Source organism: Xanthomonas sp. XNM01, assembly GCF_014851915.1.
In the GTDB taxonomy this organism is placed as follows: Bacteria; Pseudomonadota; Gammaproteobacteria; order Xanthomonadales; family Xanthomonadaceae; genus Pseudoxanthomonas.
This window is the reverse complement of record NZ_JACVAP010000004.1, coordinates 409,936-431,112: the sequence shown is the minus strand read 5'-3', so window position 1 is coordinate 431,112 and position 21,177 is coordinate 409,936. Positions and strand designations below refer to the sequence as shown.

Sequence of the window (21,177 nt, the reverse complement as noted above, 5' to 3'; positions counted from 1 at the left end):
ACCGGCCGGCGGATGGCGGTTGGCGGTTCAGCCCGGCAGGCCGCCCGCGGCCAGGGCCTGCGTCGTGGCGACGAAGCCATCCAGGCGCGCACGTGCGGCGCCACTGTCGATCGCCGCGCGTGCGCGCTCCAGGCCCTCGCCGATGTCCGCTGCGACGCCGGCGACATACAGTGCGGCGGCGGCATTGAGCGCGACGATCTCCCGGGCCGGCCCGGTCGCGCCGTCGAGCACGCCCAGCAGCATCGTCCGCGACTCGGCGGCATCGGCGACGCGCAGGTTGCGGCTGGCCGACATCGCGATGCCGAAATCCTCCGGATGCAGCTCGTACTCGCGCACCACGCCATCGCGCAGCTCGCCGACCAGCGTGGCCGCGCCCAGCGACAGCTCGTCCATGCCGTCGCGCCCCCACACCACCAGCGCCCGCTCGGCGCCGAGTTCGTGCAGCACGCGCGCCTGGATGCCGACCAGGTCGGGATGGAACACGCCCATCAGGATGTTCGGCGCGCCGGCCGGATTGGTCAGCGGGCCGAGGATGTTGAAGATCGTGCGCACGCCCATCTCGCGCCGCACCGGTGCGACCACCTTCATCGCCGGATGGTGGATCGGCGCGTACATGAAGCCGATGCCGCTGTGCGCGATCGACGCGGCGACCTGCTCGGGCTGCAGCTCGATCGCCACGCCGAGCGCCTCGAGCACATCGGCGCTGCCCGACTTGGACGACACGCTGCGGTTGCCATGCTTGGCCACGCGCGCACCGGCTGCGGCGGCCACGAACATCGAACAGGTCGAGATGTTGAAGGTATGCGAACCGTCGCCGCCGGTGCCGACGATGTCGACCAGGTGGCTGCGGTCGGCCACCTCGACGGTGCGCGAGAACTCGCGCATCACCGTGGCGGCGCCGGCGATCTCGCCGACGGTTTCCTTCTTGACCCGCAGGCCGGTCAGGATCGCCGCGGTCATCACCGGCGAGACGTCGCCGCGCATCACCTGGCGCATCAGCCCGACCATCTCGTCGTGGAAGATCTCGCGGTGTTCGATCGTGCGCTGCAGCGCTTCCTGGGGGGTGATGGTCATGCGGTGCGGTTCGCGTACGGAAAACACTGCGAGTCTAACCGCTGCGCCCGGCGCGGCGGCTGCCGTTGCCGGCCACGCGGCGGCGGAATGCAGCCAGGTGCCGGCGTCGCCGATGCCACCGCCAGCTCTCCGGGTGCGTCGACGCGGACCGTGACGGCGCAGAAACGCAAACGCCGGCCACGAGGCCGGCGTCGACGTCACCCATGTCCAGCCCGAAGGCCGGCGTGGATCAGTGCTTGAGGTTGCGGCGCAGGCGCTCGAGCGCCTGCAACTGGGCGGTGACCTCGGCCAGGCGCTGCTGCGCCTCGGCGATCTCCATCGCCTCGCCACGCCCGGACAGGGCACGCTCGGCTTCTTCCTTGGCCTTGCGCACCGCGGCCTCGTCGATGTCCTCGGCGCGGATCGCGGTATCGGCCAGCACCGTCACCACCTGCGGCTGCACCTCGAGGATGCCGCCGGAAATGGCGAAGTCCAGGTGGCTGCCGTCAGCCAGCGTCACCACCACCTTGCCCGGCTTCAGGCGGGTGATCAGCGGCGCGTGGCGCGGCGCGATGCCCAGTTCGCCGAGCTCGCCGGTGGCCACGACCAGGGTCGCTTCGCCACGGAAGATCTCCTGCTCGGCACTGACGATGTCGCAACGGATGGTGCTCATGTATCTCTCGCTTCGCTCAGGGCGTGAAGGGTGAAGGGAGCGCCCGCCGGGCGGGCTCAGGAGCGAAGGGGAAGCACGTCGCTTCACCCTTCGCGCCCCTCGCTTCGCGGCTTACGCCTTCTCGGCGATCTTCTTGGCCTTCTCGACGGCTTCGTCGATGGTGCCGACCATGTAGAACGCCTGCTCCGGCAGGTGGTCGAACTCGCCGTCCACGATGCCCTTGAAGCCGCGGATCGTTTCCTTCAGCGACACGTACTTGCCCGGCGAGCCGGTGAACACTTCGGCCACGTGGAAGGGCTGGCTGAAGAAGCGTTCGATCTTGCGCGCGCGCGACACGGCCTGCTTGTCTTCTTCCGACAGCTCATCCATGCCCAGGATCGCGATGATGTCCTTCAGCTCCTTGTACTTCTGCAGGGTCTGCTGGACGCGCTGCGCGGTGCTGTAGTGCTCCTCGCCGATGACCAGCGGGTCCATCTGGCGGCTGGTGGAGTCCAGCGGATCGACCGCCGGGTAGATGCCCAGCGAGGCGATCGAGCGCGACAGGGTCACGGTCGAGTCCAGGTGGGCGAAGGTGGTCGCCGGCGACGGGTCGGTCAGGTCGTCCGCGGGCACGTACACGGCCTGGATCGAGGTGATCGAACCGGTCTTGGTCGAGGTGATGCGCTCCTGCAGGACGCCCATTTCCTCGGCCAGGGTCGGCTGGTAACCCACCGCCGACGGCATGCGGCCCAGCAGCGCGGACACTTCGGTACCGGCCAGGGTGTAGCGGTAGATGTTGTCGACGAAGAACAGCACGTCGCGGCCCTTGCCCGAGGCGTCCTTCTCGTCGCGGAAGTACTCGGCCATGGTCAGGCCGGTCAGCGCGACGCGCAGGCGGTTGCCCGGCGGCTCGTTCATCTGGCCGTAGACCATCGCCACCTTGGACTCCTTGGGGTTGTCCTTGTTGACGACGCCCGACTCGATCATCTCGTGATAGAAGTCGTTGCCTTCGCGGGTACGCTCACCGACGCCGGCGAACACCGACAGACCCGAGTGCGCCTTGGCGATGTTGTTGATGAGCTCCATCATGTTGACGGTCTTGCCCACGCCGGCGCCTCCGAACAGGCCGACCTTGCCGCCCTTGGCGAACGGGCACATCAGGTCGATGACCTTGATGCCGGTTTCGAGCAGCTCGGTGGCCGAGGCCTGCTCGTCGAAGCTCGGGGCCTCGCGGTGGATTTCCCAGGTGGTGTCGGCTTCGACCGCACCGGCCTCGTCGATCGGCGTGCCCAGCACGTCCATGATGCGACCCAGCGTGCCGGTGCCGACCGGCACGGCGATGCCGCGGCCGGTGTTGGTGGCGACCAGGTTGCGCTTCAGCCCGTCGGTGGAGCCCAGCGCGATCGCGCGGACCACGCCGTCGCCGAGCTGCTGCTGCACTTCCAGGGTGATGGCCGTTCCCTCGACCTTCAGCGCGTCGTAGACCTTCGGTACTTCACCGCGCGGGAACTCGACGTCGACGACCGCGCCGATGATCTGGACGATCTTGCCTTGGTGGTTGGTGGCGTTCATGTCGCTACTCGTTTGTCCAAAAGTGTCGGATGCTCTGGAAAGCCGCGCGGCTTTCCAGAGCCCCCGGGGAAGGACCGCCCGCGACGGATCGCGGGCGGTCCGGCTCAGCGGCTTACTCGCACTTGAGCATGGCCGCGGTCTGGCCGAACTGGTCGTTGGCCGACTTGCAGGCCGTCTCCAGTGCCGCCTTGTCGGTGATCGACTCCCACTGCGTGCGGGTCTGGTCGACGCCCTGCTGGAACGCGGCCGCCGAAGCGTCGCCGCCCGACTTGGCGAAGCAGGCCTTGGCGCGGGTCAGGTAATCCTCGCACGCCTGCGGCATGCCGGTGCCGACCGGAGCGGCGGCGGCAGCTGCGTCTGCAGCCGGCTCGGTCACCGGAGCGGGCGCGGCCGAAGCGGGCGCAGCGTCGGCCGACGCCGGAGCAGCGGCTTCGTCCTTGGCGCAGGCGCCGAGCAGCAGGGCCAGCGAGGCGGCGATCAGGAGCTTGTTCATCTGGTTCATTCCTTTGGTGTGGATGAGGCGTTCAGCGTTCAGGCAGTCGATACATCGTTCCGCAAGCGGCGCCGACTGCAGGCGTCGCCTCCCCCTGATGGTGCGTCAGACCGCCGCTGCGCCGCCGACGATCTCCGAGATTTCCTGGGTGATCGCGGCCTGGCGGGCCTTGTTGTAGACCAGCTGCAGCGTGCCGATCATCTTGCTCGCGTTGTCGCTGGCGGCCTTCATGGCCACCATGCGCGCGGCGTGCTCGGACGCCACGTTCTCGAGCACGGCCTGGTAGACCAGCGACTCGATGTAACGGGTGATCACGTGCTCCAGCACGGTGCCGGCATCCGGCTCGTACAGGTAGTCCCAGTCGTGCTGCGGCACGTCGGTCTGCGCCGGCGGCAGCGGCAGCAGCTGATCGAACGTCGCCTTCTGGGTCATCGTGTTGAGGAAGTGGTTGTACACCACGAACACGCGGTCGACCTTGCCCTCGGTGTAGGCGTCGAGCATCACCTTGATCACGCCGATCAGCTGGTCCAGGTGCGGGATGTCGCCCAGATGGGTGACGCTGCCGACCATGTTGACCTTGATCCGGCGGAAGAAGGTCGATGCCTTCTGGCCGATCGTGACCATGTCGACTTCCACGCCCTTTCCGTTCAGCTCGCGGATCTCGCCGAGCACCTTGCGGAACAGGTTGTTGTTCAGGCCACCGGCCAGGCCACGGTCGGACGAGACCACGATGTAGCCGACCCGCTTGACCTGCTCGCGCTCGACCAGGAACGGGTGCTGGTAGTCGGTGCTGGCCTGCGCCAGGTGACCGATGACCTGCTTCATCGCCTGCGCGTACGGACGCGAGGTGCGCATCCGGTCCTGCGCCTTGCGGATCTTGGAGGCCGAGACCATCTCGAGCGCGCGCGTCACCTTGCGGGTGTTCTGCACGCTCTTGATCTTGGTTTTGATTTCGCGTCCGCCTGCCATTGACTCGCTCGCTCTGCTCGCTGTGAAGGGTAAAGGGTGAAGGGGGCGCCGTTGTGCGGCTCGAGGGTGAAGCCGCGTCGCGTCTCCGCGTCGCCCTTCACCCCCTGCCCTTGACCGCTGTTACCAGCTGCCGGTGGCCTTGAAATCGCTGATGCCCTGCTTGAAGGCGGCCTCGATCTCGTTGTCCCACGCACCGGTGGCGTTGATCTTCTCGACCAGCGCGCCCTGGGTGTTGGCGAAGTGGGCGTGCAGGCCGGCTTCGGCGGCCAGCAGCTTGGCTACCGGCACGTCGTCGAGGTAACCCTCGTTGACGGCGTAGATCGTCAGCGCCTGGTCGGCGATGGACATCGGCGCGTACTGCTTCTGCTTCATCAGCTCGGTGACGCGCTGACCGCGCTCCAGCTGCTTGCGGGTGGCTTCGTCCAGGTCCGACGCGAACTGCGCGAACGCTGCCAGCTCGCGGTACTGGGCCAGCGAGATGCGGATGCCGCCCGACAGCTTCTTGATGATCTTGGTCTGGGCCGAGCCACCGACGCGCGACACCGAGATGCCGGCGTTCACGGCCGGGCGGATGCCGGCGTTGAACAGGTCGGTTTCCAGGAAGATCTGGCCGTCGGTGATCGAGATCACGTTGGTCGGCACGAACGCGGACACGTCGCCGGCCTGGGTCTCGATGATCGGCAGCGCGGTCAGCGAACCGGTCTTGCCGGTGACCTTGCCTTCGGTGAACTTCTCGACGTACTCCTCGGACACGCGGGCGGCGCGCTCGAGCAGACGGGAGTGCAGGTAGAACACGTCGCCCGGATAGGCTTCGCGGCCCGGCGGACGCTTCAGCAGCAGCGAGATCTGGCGGTAGGCGACGGCCTGCTTGGACAGATCGTCGTACACGATCAGCGCGTCCTCGCCGCGGTCCATGAAGTACTCGCCCATGGTGCAGCCCGAGTAGGCGCTGATGTACTGCATCGCGGCCGACTCGGAGGCGGTGGCGGCCACGACGATGGTGTGGGCCAGCGCGCCGTTCTCTTCCAGCTTGCGCACGATGTTGGCGATGGTCGAGGCCTTCTGGCCGATCGCCACGTACACGCACTTGATGCCGGTGCCCTTCTGGTTGATCACCGCGTCGATCGCCATCGCGGTCTTGCCGGTCTGGCGGTCGCCGATGATCAGCTCGCGCTGGCCACGGCCGATCGGGATCATCGCGTCGACCGACTTGTAACCGGTCTGCACCGGCTGGTCGACCGACTTGCGCCAGATCACGCCCGGAGCGACGCGCTCGACCGGCGCGGTCAGCTGCGCGGTGATCGGACCCTTGCCGTCGATCGGCTCGCCCAGCGCGTTGACCACGCGGCCGAGCATTTCCGGACCGACCGGCACTTCCAGGATGCGACCGGTGGTCTTGGCCACGTCGCCTTCGCGCAGGTGCTCGTAGTCGCCCAGGACCACGGCGCCGACCGAGTCGCGCTCCAGGTTCAGGGCCAGCGCGAAGGTGTTGTTCGGCAGTTCGATCATTTCGCCCTGCATCACGTCGGCCAGGCCGAAGATGCGCACGATGCCGTCGGACACGCTGGTCACGGTGCCTTCGTTGCGGGACTCGGCCGACAGCTTGACCTGCTCGATGCGGGTCTTGATCAGGTCGCTGATTTCGGAGGGATTGAGCGTGGTAGCCATGTTGGTTTCCTTGGTGTCGCGCGCGCCGGACGAAGGGTTCGGGTTGACGACCTGAAAAGTGAACTGTCTGCTTGCGGCGACCGGTCAGCCCGCCAGCGCGGTCTGCAGGCGCGCGAGCTTGCCCTTGAGCGAGCCGTCGATCACGACGTCGCCGGCATCGATCACGGCGCCACCGATCAGCTCGGCGTCGACCGCGGATTCGAGCTCGACCTCGCGGCCGAACCGGCGCTTGAGCGCGGCGCGCAGCGACTCCAGGTCGGCGCCGGACAGGGCGACGGCCGAAGTGACGCGGGCACGCACCACGTGGTTCTCCTCGGCGCGCAGCTGCTCGAACAGCGCGGCCACGTCCACCAGCAGCGGCAGACGGCCGGCCTCGGCCAGCAGGCCCAGGAAGCGGGTGAACGCTTCATCGGCGCCGGTCGGGGCGAGCAGGGACACGGCCTGCGCGTCGGTCAGCGAAGGATTGAGCAGCAGGCCGGACACGCGCGGGTCGGCGGCGACCTGCGCGGAGAAGGCCAGGGCCTCCGACCACGCCGGCAGGCGACCGGTATCGCGCGCGGCCGCGAACGCGGCACGGGCGTAGGGACGGGCGAGCGTGAGGGCCTGGCTCATGTCAGATCTCGGCCGCCAGCTGGTCCAGCAGCGCCTTGTGCGCGTTCGCGTCGATCTCGCGGTGCAGCAGCTTCTCGGCGCCGCTGACGGCCAGCACCGACACCTGACGGCGCAGGTCCTCGCGGGCGCGGTTGGCCGACGCGTCGATCTCGGCCTGGGCCAGCGCCTTCTGGCGGTTGGCTTCGGCGATGGCTTCGTCGCGTGCGGCATCGACGATCTGGTTGGCGCGTGCGTGGGCCTGGTCGATGATCTCGTTGGCCTTGCCGCGCGCTTCCTTCAGCAGATCGTTGACCTTGTCCTGGGCCGTGGCCAGGTCCTTCTGGCTGCGGTCTGCAGCGGCCAGACCTTCAGCGATCTTCTGCTGGCGCTCCTCGATGGCCTTGAGCAGCGGCGGCCAGATCTTGGTGGCGATCAGCCAGATCAGCGCGGCGAAGGCCAGCGCCTGGGCGAAAAGGGTCAGATTGAGGTTCATTGGTGCGCTCTGCCTGTGCTCGGGAGGCCGCCGGCGCGTACGCCGGCAGACGTCCTACATGCTGTCGCCGGCACCGCTGGCGCGGACCGACGACAGACCCGACGGAACCGGAGTTCCGACAGTTACGGGGCCAGACCGCCGACCAGGAACGGGCTGGCGAAGGCGAACAGCAGGCCGACGGCGACCGAGATGATGAACGCGGCGTCGATCAGGCCGGCGGTGATGAACATGCGGACCTGCAGGACCGGGATCAGCTCCGGCTGGCGCGCGGCCGACTCCAGGAACTTGCCGGCCATGATGGCCAGACCCAGGCCGGCGCCCAGCGCGGCCAGGCCGATCATGATGCCGATGGCCAGAACGGTCGAAGCCTGGACGGAAGCGAGAGCGGTCAGTGCGGTTTCCATGATTTTCTCCGGAGCGGATTGCTAAGGGTTGGTGCGAAGGGTGAGGGAAAACGAAGGGTGAAGCGAATCAGTGGCTGTCTTCGGACAGGCTGAGGTACACGATCGACAGCATCATGAAGATGAACGCCTGCAGCGGGATCACCAGCAGGTGGAAGATCATCCAGCCGAAGCCGAAGGCCGCACCGGCGAACATGCCGGCGATGCCGGCGCCGCCGAGCACCCAGATCAGCAGGAACACGATTTCGCCGCCGAACATGTTGCCGAACAGTCGCATCGCCAGCGAGATCGGCTTGCTCAGCCACTCGACGATGTTGAGGATCAGGTTGAACGGCATCATCCACTTGCCGAACGGCGCGGTCAGGAACTCGTGGGTGAAGCCACCCAGGCCCTTGGAACGCAGCGCGAAGAACAGCATCAGGAAGAACACGCTGAACGACATGCCCAGGGTGGCATTGACGTCGGCGGTCGGCACCGGCTTCCAGTAGGGCACGCCGAGCAGCTCGAGCGGCTTGGCGATGAAATCCGCCGGCACCATCTTCAGCAGGTTCATCAGCAGGATCCAGAAGAACAGGGTGATCGCGATCGGCGTCACCAGCTTGCTGGTCCCGTGGTAGGTGTCGCGCGCCTGCCGGTCGACGAACTCCAGGCAGATCTCGACGAAGGCTTGCCACTTGCCCGGCACGCCCGCGGTGGCCTTGCGCGTGGCCAGCCAGAACAGGAACACCATGAACAGGCCCATCAGCACCGAAGTGATCAGGGTGTCCACGTGCAGCGTCATGAAGCTGCCCTCGCCGACCGAACCGGTCAGGTTGTGCAGGTGATGCTGGATGTAGCTGGTAGGGGTCAGTTCCGCCTCGCCCGCCATAGGTCCCGGTTCCTGTAGTCGATCTTATCGGCTGGCCAGGGCCAGCATCTGTGCAACGAGTGCGACCGCCGCCGCGATCAGCATCGGCAGCGGGGGCAGGCCCCATGCCACGACACCGAGCGCCATCACGCCGATCACCACCATCCATTTCACCGCCATGCCGGCCAGCAGGCGCGTCACCGCGAGCCCGGCACTGCCGACACCCCCACCCAGCGCGACACGCGCCGCCAGCCAGATCGCCAGCGTCACCGCACCGCCACCGACCAGCGCCGCCGCCGACCAGCGCAGACCCGCCGTCAGGCAGAGCAGCGCGACCAGCAGTGTCGCCACGACCTGCCAGGCAATCGCACGCCCGGCTTGTCGCCGGCCAGCGGCAACGGAGTTCAGCACGTGACGGTACCTTGCAGGTAAGCGGATGCGAGGCTGCACGCAGGTGCGCCTCACCGAGCCGCAAAATTATAGCAGGGGGACATTTGGAGGGACAACCGCCGAAGGTCGGCGTCCGCAGCGCGGAACTCGCTGGCCCGGGCGTGGTCCCATCAGGGCGCAGGCGGCTTCCTCGTCGGTCCGTCGCGCCAGCCCCGGTCCGCCGGGGCTTTCTCGTTTCGTGCGCCAGCGCACGCTATCGGCCTGTGCGAACACCTTTTTCACGAAGCGTCGATCAGCGCATCACGGGCCGTGGACTGGAGGGATCGGAGAGTGGCGCCCTGACCCACCTGAGAGACCTTCTCGATGCGACGCCCTCTGCTCCTCCTGTCCACCGCCTCCCTGCTGCTCGCCGCCGGTGCCGCCGCCGCCCAGGAGAATGCGGACCGCTTCACTCTGCGCCTCGGCGCGATGAACGCCGACGCCAGCACCACCTTCAGCGCGCGCACCGAGTTCATGGGTGAGCCCTACGAGTTCTCCGAGAACTTCGACTTCGGCAGCGACGAGATCGTGCCGCGCATCGATGGCGTGTTCCGTCTGAGCGAACGCCAGCGGCTGGTGTTCGACTACTTCAACTACAACAAGGACCGTCGCGAAGAACTGGGCAGCGACGTCTCCTACGACGACATCACCATCCCCGCCGGCAGCTTCGCCAAGGCGGAGATGAAGTTCGAACTGGCCAGCCTGCTGTACGACTACTCCGTGGTGAACACCGAGTCGGTGAGCGTGGGTCTGCAGATCGGCGCCGAGTGGGCGCGCGTCAAGGGCAGCGTGTACGCCGAGGCCGGCACCGACACCTGGCGCGACAGCGCCAGCGAGAACGGCTACGCCCCGGTGGTAGGCCTGCGCCTGACCGCGACGCCGAACGACAAGTGGCTGTTCAACCTGCAGGGCCAGTACCTGGATGCGGGCTGGGGCGATTTCGGCGACTACGACGGCAGCATCAGCCGCGCCAACGCGATCGCCGAGTACCGCTTCACCGACAACTTCGGCCTGTTCGGCGGCTACGAGTGGTACCGGCTGGACGTCAAGCACATGGGCGGCGACGGCATCGTCGGCTGGGACCAGCGCTTCCGTGGTCCGGTCGTCGGTGTGACCCTGGCGTTCTGACACGCGCCCGGACCGTCGCGGCAGCGCGGCGTCCTTCGCGAAACCCCAAGGCCACAGGCCTTGGGGTTTTCCTTTTTGGGTGGCCTGTCGCCGCTGCCGGTGCGGCATGCGCGCCGGCCGGCCCCTGCCTCCGGGATTGCTCTGCTCTCCCCGCGCAGGCAGCGCAGCGCCCGCTGGCGTGCGGATGCCAAGGCGGGATGCGGGATGCGGGATGCGGGATGCGGGATGCTCCCATCGACCACGCGCTCCTTCAAGGCGCCGGGATCCCGCAGACCGCCCGGAACTCCTCTTCCACGTATCCGCTGCGGAAGCAGTGGTGTACGCACGCATCGCCGCACTCCGGCGCTTCGAAGCACACTGCTCCGTTCAGCACCCGCCGCACACGACCGATGGGACAGCGCGCGGAGCGCGACCGCCTGGATTCCCGACCTGGAGAAACGCGGCAGTGCGGCGTCCTGTCGCGCCCATGAGTGCATGAGCGCACCGCGCGGCTGGGCTGCATGACGCCACGACCACGTGCGCCGGGCGCACATGAAAGGCAACGGACGCCGCACACCATGTCGCTGCAAGCCGAAGCCGCGGCGTATCCCACGTCCGCGTCCGCTGCGCGGAGGTGGATTCCGCTCGCTGTGATCCGGCGCGGCGCCCGACCGGTCTGACACGGAGGCCGCCTGGCGCAGCGCGCGTGGGCCGATGGCGGCTCCAGCCATGGCCGGACCGCCGCACATGGCGTTGCAGCCGGCGTGACGCTGACGCTGCTCACCGCACCGGCGCAGCAACCTTCGCCACGCCGGAAAGCGGAAACCCCGGCCTGCGCCGGGGTTTCCTTGAAGCATCGATGCTGCGATCCGGCTTACTTCTTCTTCGGGATGTACAGATCGGTGATGGTGCCGTCGTAGACCTCGGCGGCCATCGCCACCGACTCGCTCAGCGTCGGATGCGCATGGATCGTGTGGCCGATGTCTTCGGCTTCCGCGCCCATCTCGATCGCCAGGCCGATCTCGGCCAGCAGATCGCCGGCATGCACGCCGACGATGGCGCCGCCGATCACGCGGTGCGTCTCCTCGTCGAAGATCAGCTTGGTGAAGCCCTCGGTGCGGCCGATGCCGATCGCGCGGCCGCTGGCGGCCCACGGGAACTTGGCCACACCGACCTTCAGGCCCTTGGCCTTGGCCTCGGTCTCGGTCACGCCGACCCACGCGATTTCCGGGTTGGTGTAGGCCACCGACGGGATCACCCGTGCCACCCACTCCTTCTTCTCGCCGTGGGCCACTTCGGCTGCCAGCTTGCCCTCGTGCGTGGCCTTGTGGGCCAGCATCGGGTTACCGACGATGTCGCCGATGGCGAAGATGTGCGGCACGTTGGTGCGCATCTGCCGGTCGACCGGAATGAAGCCGCGCTCGCTGACCTGCACACCCGCCTTCTCGGCATCGATCTTCCTGCCGTTCGGCGAACGTCCCACGGCCACCAGCACGCGATCCCACACGCCGCTTTCCAGCGCCGGCTTCTCGCCCTCGGTGGCCGACTCGAAGCCGACGGTGATGCCCTTCTTGTCGGCCGAAACCTTGGCGGCCTTGGTCTTCAGGTGGACTTCGATGCCCTGCTTCTTCAGACGGTCGGCCAGCGGCTTGACCAGGTCCTTGTCGGCGCCCGGCATCAGCTGGTCCATGAACTCGACCACGGTGACCTGGCTGCCCAGCGCGGCATACACGGTAGCCATTTCCAGGCCGATGATGCCGCCGCCGACGACCAGCAGCTTCTTCGGCACCTCAGCCAGTTCCAGCGCATCGGTCGAATCCATGATGCGCTTGTCGTCCCACGGGAAGTTCGGCAGCTTCACCGCCTGCGAACCTGCGGCGATGATGCACTGCTCGAAGCGCAGCAGCTGGGTCTTGCCGTCGTCGCCGGCGATCTCCAGCTCGTTCGGCGACACGAACTTCGCCACGCCGGTGACCGTGCGCACCTTGCGCTGCTTGGCCATGCCGGCAAGGCCCTTGGTCAGCTGGCCGACGACCTTTTCCTTGTACTCGCGCAGCTTGTCCAGGGTGATCTTCGGCTTGCCGAAGTCCACGCCGAAATCGCCAGCGTGGGCGACCTCGTCGATCACCGCCGCGGCGTGCAGCAACGCCTTGGACGGGATGCAGCCGACGTTGAGGCAGACGCCGCCGAGGCTGGCGTAACGCTCGACCAGCACCGTGTCCATGCCCAGATCGGCCGAACGGAACGCCGCGGTGTAGCCACCAGGGCCTGCGCCCAGCACGACCACGCGGCATTCGATGTCGGCCGGCTTGCCGGTGCCCAGCGCGGGCTTCGGTGCCGGCGGCTCGGCCGGGGCGCGGTGCGACGGCGCGACCGGCGGCTTGCTGGCCGGTGCGGCGGCGGCAGGCGCGGCAGCGCCCTCGGCGGCCAGCACCACGACCACGGCACCCTGCGACAGCGTGTCGCCGAGCTTGACCTTGATTTCCTTGACCACGCCAGCCGCCGTGGACGGCACTTCCAGCGTCGCCTTGTCCGATTCCAGCGTGACCAGGCCCTGGTCCTTGACCACGGTGTCACCGACCGCGACCAGGATCTCGATCACCGGCACGTCGCTGTAGTCGCCGATGTCCGGGACCTGGACCTCGACCACGCCACCGGAAGCCGCGGGGGCCGCCGGCGCGGCAGCGGCCGGAGCCGCCTGCACGGGTGCGGCAGCCTGCGCCGGAGCGGCGGCCGGTGCCGGGGCTGCAGGTGCGGCGGCCGGTGCGGACGCCGCGGCGTCCTCGCCTTCCAGCACCACGACCACGGCGCCTTCCGACAGCGTGTCGCCGAGCTTGACCTTGATTTCCTTGACCACGCCGGCAGCCGTGGACGGCACTTCCAGCGTCGCCTTGTCCGATTCCAGCGTGACCAGACCCTGGTCCTTGGCCACGGTGTCGCCGACCGCGACCAGGATCTCGATCACCGGCACGTCGCTGTAGTCGCCGATGTCGGGGACCTTGATTTCGATGTTCGCCATGATTCGTGCCCTCCGGTTACAGCAGCACGCGGCGCATGTCGGCCAGCACCTGCGCCAGATACGTGGTGAAACGGGCCGCGGCGGCGCCGTCGATCACGCGGTGGTCGTAGCTCAGCGACAGCGGCAGGGTCAGGCGCGGCGCGAACTGCTTGCCGTCCCACACAGGCTGCGTGCTGGACTTGGACACGCCCAGGATCGCCACTTCCGGCGCATTGATGATCGGGGTGAACGCGGTGCCGCCGATGCCGCCCAGCGAGCTGATCGAGAAGCAGCCGCCGGTCATGTCGGCCGGGCCGAGCTTGCCGTCGCGGGCCTTCTTGGCCAGATCGCCCATTTCCTGCGCGATCTGCAGCACGCCCTTCTTGTCGACATCACGCACCACGGGCACGACCAGGCCGTTCGGGGTGTCGGCGGCGAAGCCGATGTTGATGTACTTCTTCAGCGTCAGGTTCTCGCCGCTGGCGTCGAGCGAGGCGTTGAAGTCCGGGAACTGCTTCAGCGCGGCGGCGCTGGCCTTGATCAGGAACGCGAGCATGGTCAGCTTGACGCCGGACTTGCTCTTCTCCTGCTCCTTGTTCAGCGCCACGCGCAGCGCTTCCAGGTCGGTGATGTCGGCCTGGTCGAACTGGGTGACGTGCGGGATCATCGCCCAGTTGCGGGCGAGGTTGGCACCGGAGATCTTCTTGATCCGCGACAGCGGCTGGGTCTCGGTCTCGCCGAACTTGCTGAAGTCGACCTTCGGCCACGGCAGCAGGTTGAGGCCATTGCCGCCACCGGCCGGCGCGGCACCGGCCGACGCCTGCACGCCGCCACTGAGCGCGGCCTTGACGAAGCGCTGCACGTCTTCCTTGTCGATGCGGCCGCCGCGGGCGCTGCCGGTGACCTGCGACAGATCCACGCCGAGCTCGCGCGCGAACACGCGCACCGCAGGGCTGGCATAGGGCACGTTCTGCGGCAGCACGCTGTCGGCGTTGAACTCGACCGGCGGGGTGCGGGTGGCACCGGCCGACGGGGCCGTCGCCTGGACCTGCGCGATCTCGCGCTGGGCCAGCTTGTCCGGGGTGGCGGCGACCGGCGCCGGCTCGACCCAGGTCGCGGTTTCGGCGGCCTTGACCGGCTCGGCCGGCCTGGACGCTTCGGCCTTCGGCGCCTCGGCCTTGGCGGCCGGGGCGTCGTCGCCGGCGGCTTCGATGATCGCGACCAGGCCGCCTTCGGACAGGGTGTCGCCGAGCTTGACCTTCAGTTCCTTGATCACGCCGCCGAACGGCGCGGGGACTTCCAGCGTGGCCTTGTCCGACTCCAGGGTCACCAGACCCTGATCCTTGGCGACGGTGTCGCCGACGGCGACGAGGACTTCGATGACGGGGACGTCGCTGTAGTCCCCGATATCGGGAACGCGCGCTTCCTTGAGTTCGGCCATTGCCAAGGCTCCGGATCTAATGCGTGGGGAAACTCCTATTGTGTCCATCCGCGCCCCCCCCGCCAACCTCTGCGATGCATGTCCGCACCATTCGGCGCCGGATGTCCTGCGACAAGTTGCTGCGGATACCGTTTTGCCGGCGAGATCGGCGACGATGTCCCATGGACACGGCCGGCGCCAGACCGCAGTCGCCGGCCTGCCGGTCAGCGCTGCAGATGCGCGCGCAGCACCGACCAGGCGTCGAACAGGCGCTCGGCGTCGAACGCCGCGTTGGCCGGGCTGGTCGAGGGCAGGCCCAGCAGCATTTTCCCGTCCGCTGCGGCCGCCAGCGCCGGATCGCGGCGGGCGCCGCGTTCGAACTCGGCCGCCGCCTTGGCGCCATTGAAGGCGATCGCGCGCAGCGCGGGCAGGCGTCGCAGCTGCTGCGTCAGCGGGTTGACCTGCGCGTCCCGGATCGCGCTGTCCAGGCTGCCGGCCCGCGCACAGCGCCCGATCACATCCCACAGGCCCACACCCGCCGCCTGCAGCGCGGCGAGCCGCGCCGGGTACTCCAGGGCAGGGTCGACGCCACACAGCCGACCGAACAATGGCCAGAAGCGGTTGCGCGGATGAGCGTAGTAGCGGCCGGCAGCGAGCGAGGCCGCGCCCGGCATCGAACCCAGGACCAGCACCCGGCAGTCGTCGGCGATGTGGGGCGGCAGCCCCTGCAGCGTGGCGTCATCCATCCGCGGCGTTCTACCACGGTGCCGCCACCGATCCACGCGGATTCATGCGGCCTGCACTGCATGGCGTTCACGCCACGTTGAGTTCGTTGAACAGGCGTGCGGGCGCAATGCCGCGTCGCTGCTGCGCCTTCGGAAAGTTCCCTGAATGCCTGCGCGGCACGCACACCGCGAGCATGGAGCGATTCATCCAGCGCGGACCAGCATGGCCGCGCCCACTCCCCGATGGGCGTAAAAAAACGAGAACAGGAGATACCCCATGCGTTCGATCCGAATCCTGAGTCTGGCCCTGGTTCCGGCGCTGTTCGCCGCCGCTCCCGCGTTCGCGCAGGACGGCACCGATACCGCCTCCGGCAAGCGCTTCGCCGTGGTCGGCGGCATCGCCCACATGAAGCCCGACGATCCGGCCAGCGGCCTGAAGGTCGATGGTGGTCCGGCGCCGACCCTGAGCGCCAGCTGGTACGCCAACGACAACGTCGCGGTGGAGCTGTGGGGCGCGGTCGACAAGTTCGATCACCGCGTGCGCAGCACCAGCACCGGCAAGATCGGTACCGTCGAGCAGCAGCCGATCGCGCTGAGCGCGCAGTACCACTTCGGCCAGGCCGACAACACCTTCCGCCCGTTCGTGGGCCTGGGCTACTACGAGTCCAACTTCAGCAACGAGCGGCTGGACGTGGCCACCATCGGCGGCGCGCCGCTGGGCGTGGAAACCGCCAAGGGTGCGATCGGCACCGTCGGCGTCGACATGAACATCAACTCGACCTGGTTCGCCCGTGCCGATGCGCGGTACATGCACTCGCGTCCGGAGACCACCGTCGGCGGCGAGCGTACCGGCAGCGAGCTCAAGCTCGATCCGTGGACCGTCGGCATCGGCCTGGGCGCACGCTTCTGATCCAGCCGTCTGCCGGCAGAACGAAGAACGGGCCCTTGCGGCCCGTTTTTCTTTGCCTGCCAGCGATGTAGCGGCGCCGCTCAGAAGGCCGGCAACACCGCGCCAGCGTACTGCTGCTCGATGAAGGCCTTCACCTGCGGGCCGGTCAACGCCGCGGCCAGCTTCTGCACGCGCGGGTCGTCCTTGTTGTCGGCGCGCGAGACCAGGAAGTTCACGTACGGCGAGTCGCTGCTCTCGATCGCCAGCGCGTCCTTCACCGGGTTCAGGCCGGCATCGAGCGCGTAGTTGGTGTTGATCAGGGCCAGATCGACCTGGTCGAGCACGCGCGGCAGCATCGCCGCATCCAGCTCGCGGAACTTCAGCTGCTTCGGGTTGGCGGTGATGTCGCGCAGGGTCGACAGCGCGTTGGTCGGGTCGGCCAGCCGGATCACGCCGGCGGTGTGCAGCAGGATCAGCGCGCGGCTGTTGTTGCTCGGATCGTTCGGGATCACCACGTCGGCCCCGTCCGGCAGCGCCTCGAGCGAGGCGAACCGGCGCGAATAGGCGCCGAACGGCTCGATGTGCACGCCGGTCACGGTGACCAGCGAGGTCTTGCGGTCGCGGTTGTAGGCGTCCAGGTAGGGCTCGGTCTGGAAGTAGTTGACGTCGATCAGCTTCTGCGCGACCTGGTCGTTGGGCTGCACGTAGTCGTTGAACACGCGCACGTCGAGCTGCACGCCCTGCTCGGCGAGGATCGGCTTGACCACCTCGAGGATCTCGGCGTGCGGCACCGCGGTGGCGGCCACGCTCAGGCGTTGCCCATCGGCATCCGAACCGGCGCCGCCGCAGGCGGACAGGGCGAGCGCGGCGGTGCCGGCGAGGAGGAAGCGGATCAGGGTCATCGGGGGGATCGTCCTGTTCGGTGGAAGGAAGGTGGCGGCGTACGCCGGCTCAGCGCCGGCTGTAGTGCGCGACCAGGCGGTCGCCGAGCATCTGCAGGATCTGCACCAGCACCAGCAGCAGGACCACGGTGACCAGGGCCACGTCGGTGTGCGAGCGCAGGTAGCCGTCGCGGTAGGCCAGGTCACCGAGGCCGCCGGAGCCGATCGCACCGCCCATCGCGGTGAAGCCGATCAGCGCGATCGTGGTGACCGTGGCGCCGGCGATCAGGCCGGGACGCGCCTCGGGCAGCAGCACCCGCCAGACCAGCTGCCAGGTGGTGGTGCCCATCGCCAGGCTGGCCTCGACCACGCCGCGGTCGACCTCGCGCAGCGCGGTCTCGACCAGGCGCGCGTAGAACGGCGCGGCGCCGACCACCAGCGGCAGGATCGCGCCGCGCACGCCCAGCGAGGTGCCCATCACCCACAGCGTCAGCGGGATCATCGCGATCATCAGGATGATGAAGGGCACCGAGCGCAGCAGGTTCACCACCACCGCCAGCACGCCGTAGACGCCCCGGTGCGGATGCAGCCGGCCAGGACCGGTGAGGAACAGCAGCACGCCCAGCGGCAGGCCGATCAGCAGGGTCAGCGGCAGCGAGCCGCCGAGCATCAGCAGGGTGTCGATGCTGGCGCCTCCGATCTCCTGCCACTTGCCGGCGTCGAGATGGCGGAAGAAGCCGGCGGCCGCGGCGATCGGGCTGTGGCTCATTGCAGCGTCTCCACGTGCACGCCGGCGGCGACGAAGGCGGCCTGGGCGGCATCGGCGTTGCCACCGACCAGCGACACCGTCAGCTGGCCGTACGGTGTGTCGCGGATCCGGTCGATGCGGCCGGACAGGATGTTGTAGTCGACCCCGGTCTCGCGCGCGATCCGGCCCAGCAGCGGCTGATAGGTGTCGGTGCCGAGGAAGGTCAGCTTCAGGATGCGCCCGCCGACCGCGGCGAAGTCGCGGTGCAGCACGCCCTCGTCCACATGCTCGGCCTCGGACACGAAGCGGCGCGTGGTCGGGTGCTTCGGGTGCAGGAAGACCTCGGTCACCGGGCCGCTCTCGACCAGGTGGCCGGTATCGAGCACCGCGACCCGGTCGCAAACGCGGCGGATCACGTCCATCTCGTGGGTGATCAGCACGATGGTCAGGCCCAGCTCCCGGTTGATCCGCGCCAGCAGCGCCAGCACCGAGGCGGTGGTCTGCGGATCGAGCGCGCTGGTGGCCTCGTCGCACAGCAGGATCTTCGGCCGCGTCGCCAGCGCGCGGGCGATGCCGACCCGCTGCTTCTGCCCGCCCGACAGCTGCGCCGGGTATTTGTCCGCGTGCGCCTGCAGGCCGACGGTGTCCAGCAGCTCGGCCACGCGCGCGGCGATCTCGGCCTTCGGCGTGCCGGCCAGTTCCAGCGGGAAGGCCACGTTGCCGGCCACGGTCCGCGAGGACAGCAGGTTGAAGTGCTGGAAGATCATCCCGATCCGCCGGCGCAGCGTGCGCAGGCCGGCGCCATCCAGCGCGGTGACTTCGGTGCCGTCCACGTGCAGATGCCCGCCGCTGGGCTCCTCGAGCCGGTTGATCAGGCGGATCAGGGTGGACTTGCCGGCACCGGAATGGCCGATGATGCCGAACACCTCGCCCGCCTCGACCCGCAGGTCGAGCGGCTGCAGTGCGGCCACCTGGCGGCCACCGACGGCATAGGATTTGTGGACCTGCTGAAACTCGATCACCGCGGGGTGGCCGGCTGCGTCATGGGGGGCGTGAAGCCTAGCAGGTGGGCCCGGGCACTGCCCGCCCCGCCTGGCTGCACCTTATTCCGTCTTGTTCTAAGTCAACCACGGGCGATGTTCAGGAGTGGTCGAGCTGACCGGGACGTGCCGCGCCGACCGTGCGTTCGCGGCGCAGCAGGTACAGACCGCTGGCGACGATGATGGCCGCACCGATCCAGGTGTAGCGGTCCGGCAATGTCTGCCAGAACAGCAGGTCCCAGCCGATCACCCAGACCAGGCCGGTGTATTCCAGCGGCGCGATCATCGAGGCCTCGCCGCTCATGAAGGCGCGGGTCAGCGCGATCTGGCCCAGCGCGCCGGACAGACCGAGCCCGGCGATCAGCAGGCCATGCTCGGCCCGCAGCGGCACCCAGCCGGGAATCGCGGCCAGACCGGCGCCGACCGCCATGATCAGCAGGAACCAGACCACCATCGACTGCGGCGTGTCGGTGCGGGTCAGCAGGCTGACGGTGACCGCGGCGATCGCATAGGCGGTGGCGGCCAGCACCACCATCAGCCCGGGGAACGAGATCAGCCCGTCCACACCCGGGCGCAGCACCACGATCACCCCGACCAGGCCGATGCCGATCGCGGTCCAGCGTCGCGGCCCGACCCGCTCGCCCAGCAGCGGCACCGACAGCGCGGCCACCAGCAGCGGCGCCACGAAATAGATCGTATAGGCGGTCGACAGCGGCATCCGCTTCAGCGCGTAGACGAAGCAGCCGATCATCGCCATGCCCAGCATGCCGCGCAGCAGGTGCAGGCCCCAGCGCCGTGGGATGATCGAGCGTGCGCCGGCGGTGGCCAGCACCCAGACCAGCACGAACGGCAGCGAGGCGGCGCCGCGCAGCAGGGTCACCTGCAGCGGCGGATAGTGCTCGGACAGCAGCTTCATCCCCGCATCCATCAGCGAGAAGCAGGCCACCGCGGCGACCATCCAGGCCACCGCGCGCACGGGAGAACGGGGGTTCGACATGCGCCATTATCGCTCCGCCCACGCACCGGCGCATCTGTCCGGACGGCCCGCATCGCCTAGAATGGGGCCCGTTTTCGTTCCCGCCGGGAGATCCGCATGCCTTCCTTCGACGTCGTCTCCGAAGTCGACACCCACGAGCTGACCAACGCGGTCGACCAGGCCAGCCGCGAACTGACCACCCGCTTCGACTTCAAGGGCGTGGACGCGAAGTTCGTGCTGGAGGAGAACATCATCAACCAGTCCGCGCCCAGCGACTTCCAGCTCCAGCAGATGACCGACATCCTGCGCCAGCGCCTGACCGCACGCGGCATCGACGTGCGTTGCCTGGAGTTCGGCGACATCGAGACCAACCTGGCCGGCGCCCGGCAGAAGATCACGGTCAAGCAGGGCATCGAGCGCGACATCGCCAAGAAGCTGCAGGCCACGCTGAAGGACGCCAAGCTCAAGGTCGACAGCCAGATCAACGGCGACAAGCTGCGCGTGAACGGCAAGAAGCGCGACGACCTGCAGGACGCGATCGCCCTGCTGCGCAAGACCGACGTCGGCCTGCCGCTGCAGTTCGACAACTTCCGCGACTGACGTCGCCAGAGCCGCTGACCGGACGGGCCGCACTGCGGCCCGTTTTCGTTCCAGCGGCCGGCAGCGCCCCGCCGTTGCTGTTGCTGTTGCTGTTGCTGTTGCTGTTGCTGTTGCTGTTGCTGTTGCTGTTGCTGTTGCTGTTGCCGGGATTTTGATCCACCCGAGCCGTAAAGCGAGCCGAGCATCGCAGCCTGATGCGGCCGAAGAGGCGCCCTTGTCTGAGCGAAGCGAGTTTGGGCGCCGTGCCGCGCTAGGCGAGAAGCGCAGGGGACCGGCGCGTAGCGCCGGATCGCGTCCGGCGACGGCGGTTTTGCTTACTTTTGCCAAGACAAAAGTAAGCCGCGCAACAGCGCGGAAGCCGTTGGCTTTGATGCTTGGCCCCGGCCCCGGCCCCGGCCCCGGCCCCGGCCTCAGCGTGTGCTGTTTCGCCTGAAAAGCAAGCCGGAGCGAAATCAAAAGCAGAGCTTTCGCTCTACCCGCTGCACGGGTGGGAGCGAGTCACTTTTCTTTGTTTGTGCAAAGAAAAGTAACCAAAAGAAAGCACAGCCGGTCCGCGAGCCGGCGCGGCTGCGCCGCGCCGGTGCCCTGCGCTTCTCGCAGGAGCGGGGCCTTGGCCCCTGTTCGG

21 protein-coding genes are annotated in these 21,177 nt (G+C 68.3%); 3 read left to right on the top strand and 18 right to left on the bottom strand.

All coding sequences use genetic code 11. From position 1 onward, the window contains the following. Positions 1-27: 27 nt before the first annotated feature. The 11 genes from trpD to IB242_RS15940 all read right to left on the bottom strand — a co-directional run bounded on the left by trpD (position 28) and on the right by IB242_RS15940 (position 9,189). Positions 28-1,074 carry an anthranilate phosphoribosyltransferase gene (trpD, locus tag IB242_RS15990; protein ID WP_192281715.1) on the bottom strand — a complete coding sequence of 349 codons (1,047 nt, stop codon included), beginning with the start codon at positions 1,072-1,074 and terminating at the stop codon, positions 28-30. A gap of 229 nt (positions 1,075-1,303) precedes the next feature. Beyond that, positions 1,304-1,726 (bottom strand): F0F1 ATP synthase subunit epsilon, encoded by a 423-nt coding sequence (locus tag IB242_RS15985; RefSeq protein WP_192281712.1) that lies wholly within the window; start codon positions 1,724-1,726, stop codon positions 1,304-1,306. Positions 1,727-1,837: 111 nt separating this feature from the next. Then, on the bottom strand, positions 1,838-3,277 hold the full coding sequence (gene atpD / locus IB242_RS15980; RefSeq protein WP_192281709.1) for a F0F1 ATP synthase subunit beta: 1,440 nt from the start codon (positions 3,275-3,277) through the stop codon (positions 1,838-1,840). A gap of 112 nt (positions 3,278-3,389) precedes the next feature. Further along, positions 3,390-3,770: a hypothetical protein gene (locus tag IB242_RS15975; RefSeq protein WP_192281706.1), complete on the bottom strand. Its 381-nt coding sequence runs from the start codon at positions 3,768-3,770 to the stop codon at positions 3,390-3,392. A gap of 105 nt (positions 3,771-3,875) precedes the next feature. Continuing rightward, positions 3,876-4,739, bottom strand: coding sequence for a F0F1 ATP synthase subunit gamma (gene atpG / locus IB242_RS15970; protein ID WP_192281703.1), 864 nt, complete (start codon positions 4,737-4,739; stop codon positions 3,876-3,878). Between the two features lie 120 nt (positions 4,740-4,859). Then, positions 4,860-6,407 carry a F0F1 ATP synthase subunit alpha gene (gene atpA, locus IB242_RS15965; RefSeq protein ID WP_192281700.1) on the bottom strand — a complete coding sequence of 516 codons (1,548 nt, stop codon included), beginning with the start codon at positions 6,405-6,407 and terminating at the stop codon, positions 4,860-4,862. Positions 6,408-6,491: 84 nt separating this feature from the next. After that, the gene (locus IB242_RS15960; RefSeq protein WP_192281697.1) at positions 6,492-7,019 is read right to left on the bottom strand and encodes a F0F1 ATP synthase subunit delta; all 528 of its coding nucleotides are present in this window, start codon (positions 7,017-7,019) and stop codon (positions 6,492-6,494) included. Position 7,020: 1 nt separating this feature from the next. After that, positions 7,021-7,491, bottom strand: coding sequence for a F0F1 ATP synthase subunit B (locus tag IB242_RS15955; RefSeq protein WP_192281694.1), 471 nt, complete (start codon positions 7,489-7,491; stop codon positions 7,021-7,023). Between the two features lie 122 nt (positions 7,492-7,613). After that, positions 7,614-7,895 carry a F0F1 ATP synthase subunit C gene (gene atpE, locus IB242_RS15950; RefSeq protein ID WP_013534007.1) on the bottom strand — a complete coding sequence of 94 codons (282 nt, stop codon included), beginning with the start codon at positions 7,893-7,895 and terminating at the stop codon, positions 7,614-7,616. A 67-nt stretch (positions 7,896-7,962) separates the two neighbouring features. Further along, positions 7,963-8,760 carry a F0F1 ATP synthase subunit A gene (atpB, locus tag IB242_RS15945; RefSeq protein ID WP_192281691.1) on the bottom strand — a complete coding sequence of 266 codons (798 nt, stop codon included), beginning with the start codon at positions 8,758-8,760 and terminating at the stop codon, positions 7,963-7,965. Between the two features lie 24 nt (positions 8,761-8,784). Next, a complete protein-coding gene (locus IB242_RS15940) occupies positions 8,785-9,189 on the bottom strand; it encodes a hypothetical protein (RefSeq protein ID WP_343237160.1) in 405 nt (134 codons plus the stop codon). A gap of 303 nt (positions 9,190-9,492) precedes the next feature. On the opposite strand from IB242_RS15940, the gene IB242_RS15935 reads away from it, so the two are divergent. Further along, positions 9,493-10,296: a hypothetical protein gene (locus IB242_RS15935; RefSeq protein WP_192281688.1), complete on the top strand. Its 804-nt coding sequence runs from the start codon at positions 9,493-9,495 to the stop codon at positions 10,294-10,296. An 853-nt stretch (positions 10,297-11,149) separates the two neighbouring features. Here the strand turns inward: IB242_RS15935 and lpdA are convergent. The 3 genes from lpdA to IB242_RS15920 all read right to left on the bottom strand — a co-directional run bounded on the left by lpdA (position 11,150) and on the right by IB242_RS15920 (position 15,439). Continuing rightward, the gene (gene lpdA / locus IB242_RS15930; protein WP_192281685.1) at positions 11,150-13,294 is read right to left on the bottom strand and encodes a dihydrolipoyl dehydrogenase; all 2,145 of its coding nucleotides are present in this window, start codon (positions 13,292-13,294) and stop codon (positions 11,150-11,152) included. A 16-nt stretch (positions 13,295-13,310) separates the two neighbouring features. Further along, the gene (gene aceF / locus IB242_RS15925) at positions 13,311-14,714 is read right to left on the bottom strand and encodes a dihydrolipoyllysine-residue acetyltransferase (RefSeq protein ID WP_192281682.1); all 1,404 of its coding nucleotides are present in this window, start codon (positions 14,712-14,714) and stop codon (positions 13,311-13,313) included. Between the two features lie 203 nt (positions 14,715-14,917). Next, positions 14,918-15,439 carry a DNA-deoxyinosine glycosylase gene (locus IB242_RS15920; RefSeq protein WP_192281679.1) on the bottom strand — a complete coding sequence of 174 codons (522 nt, stop codon included), beginning with the start codon at positions 15,437-15,439 and terminating at the stop codon, positions 14,918-14,920. Positions 15,440-15,695: 256 nt separating this feature from the next. Here IB242_RS15920 and IB242_RS15915 point away from each other — a divergent pair, with 256 nt between their 5' ends. Next, the gene (locus IB242_RS15915) at positions 15,696-16,328 is read left to right on the top strand and encodes an OmpW family outer membrane protein (protein WP_192281676.1); all 633 of its coding nucleotides are present in this window, start codon (positions 15,696-15,698) and stop codon (positions 16,326-16,328) included. A gap of 80 nt (positions 16,329-16,408) precedes the next feature. Here the strand turns inward: IB242_RS15915 and IB242_RS15910 are convergent, their stop codons facing one another. The 4 genes from IB242_RS15910 to IB242_RS15895 all read right to left on the bottom strand — a co-directional run bounded on the left by IB242_RS15910 (position 16,409) and on the right by IB242_RS15895 (position 19,973). Further along, a complete protein-coding gene (locus IB242_RS15910) occupies positions 16,409-17,209 on the bottom strand; it encodes a MetQ/NlpA family ABC transporter substrate-binding protein (protein WP_192281673.1) in 801 nt (266 codons plus the stop codon). A gap of 49 nt (positions 17,210-17,258) precedes the next feature. After that, on the bottom strand, positions 17,259-17,957 hold the full coding sequence (locus IB242_RS15905; protein ID WP_192281670.1) for a methionine ABC transporter permease: 699 nt from the start codon (positions 17,955-17,957) through the stop codon (positions 17,259-17,261). After that, a complete protein-coding gene (locus IB242_RS15900; RefSeq protein WP_192281667.1) occupies positions 17,954-18,958 on the bottom strand; it encodes a methionine ABC transporter ATP-binding protein in 1,005 nt (334 codons plus the stop codon). The genes IB242_RS15905 and IB242_RS15900 overlap by 4 nt, the downstream gene beginning before the upstream one ends. 118 nt (positions 18,959-19,076) lie before the next feature. Beyond that, on the bottom strand, positions 19,077-19,973 hold the full coding sequence (locus tag IB242_RS15895) for a DMT family transporter (protein WP_192281664.1): 897 nt from the start codon (positions 19,971-19,973) through the stop codon (positions 19,077-19,079). A gap of 96 nt (positions 19,974-20,069) precedes the next feature. Here IB242_RS15895 and IB242_RS15890 point away from each other — a divergent pair, with 96 nt between their 5' ends. After that, positions 20,070-20,552, top strand: a complete 483-nt coding sequence (locus IB242_RS15890) for a YajQ family cyclic di-GMP-binding protein (RefSeq protein ID WP_192281661.1) — start codon at positions 20,070-20,072, stop codon at positions 20,550-20,552. Positions 20,553-21,177: the final 625 nt, after the last annotated feature.

Bases quoted from the DNA above. Each gene is read 5' to 3' on its own strand.
- aceF (WP_192281682.1), bottom strand. From the start codon at position 14,714: ATGGCCGAACTCAAGGAAGCGCGCGTTCCCGATATCGGGGACTACAGC.
- lpdA (WP_192281685.1), bottom strand. From the start codon at position 13,294: ATGGCGAACATCGAAATCAAGGTCCCCGACATCGGCGACTACAGCGAC.
- trpD (WP_192281715.1), bottom strand. From the start codon at position 1,074: ATGACCATCACCCCCCAGGAAGCGCTGCAGCGCACGATCGAACACCGC.
- IB242_RS15975 (WP_192281706.1), bottom strand. From the start codon at position 3,770: ATGAACAAGCTCCTGATCGCCGCCTCGCTGGCCCTGCTGCTCGGCGCC.
- IB242_RS15960 (WP_192281697.1), bottom strand. From the start codon at position 7,019: ATGAGCCAGGCCCTCACGCTCGCCCGTCCCTACGCCCGTGCCGCGTTC.
- IB242_RS15985 (WP_192281712.1), bottom strand. From the start codon at position 1,726: ATGAGCACCATCCGTTGCGACATCGTCAGTGCCGAGCAGGAGATCTTC.
- IB242_RS15955 (WP_192281694.1), bottom strand. From the start codon at position 7,491: ATGAACCTCAATCTGACCCTTTTCGCCCAGGCGCTGGCCTTCGCCGCG.
- IB242_RS15895 (WP_192281664.1), bottom strand. From the start codon at position 19,973: ATGTCGAACCCCCGTTCTCCCGTGCGCGCGGTGGCCTGGATGGTCGCC.
- IB242_RS15905 (WP_192281670.1), bottom strand. From the start codon at position 17,957: ATGAGCCACAGCCCGATCGCCGCGGCCGCCGGCTTCTTCCGCCATCTC.
- atpE (WP_013534007.1), bottom strand. From the start codon at position 7,895: ATGGAAACCGCACTGACCGCTCTCGCTTCCGTCCAGGCTTCGACCGTT.
- atpG (WP_192281703.1), bottom strand. From the start codon at position 4,739: ATGGCAGGCGGACGCGAAATCAAAACCAAGATCAAGAGCGTGCAGAAC.
- IB242_RS15935 (WP_192281688.1), top strand. From the start codon at position 9,493: ATGCGACGCCCTCTGCTCCTCCTGTCCACCGCCTCCCTGCTGCTCGCC.
- atpD (WP_192281709.1), bottom strand. From the start codon at position 3,277: ATGAACGCCACCAACCACCAAGGCAAGATCGTCCAGATCATCGGCGCG.
- atpB (WP_192281691.1), bottom strand. From the start codon at position 8,760: ATGGCGGGCGAGGCGGAACTGACCCCTACCAGCTACATCCAGCATCAC.
- atpA (WP_192281700.1), bottom strand. From the start codon at position 6,407: ATGGCTACCACGCTCAATCCCTCCGAAATCAGCGACCTGATCAAGACC.
- IB242_RS15920 (WP_192281679.1), bottom strand. From the start codon at position 15,439: ATGGATGACGCCACGCTGCAGGGGCTGCCGCCCCACATCGCCGACGAC.
- IB242_RS15910 (WP_192281673.1), bottom strand. From the start codon at position 17,209: ATGACCCTGATCCGCTTCCTCCTCGCCGGCACCGCCGCGCTCGCCCTG.
- IB242_RS15915 (WP_192281676.1), top strand. From the start codon at position 15,696: ATGCGTTCGATCCGAATCCTGAGTCTGGCCCTGGTTCCGGCGCTGTTC.
- IB242_RS15890 (WP_192281661.1), top strand. From the start codon at position 20,070: ATGCCTTCCTTCGACGTCGTCTCCGAAGTCGACACCCACGAGCTGACC.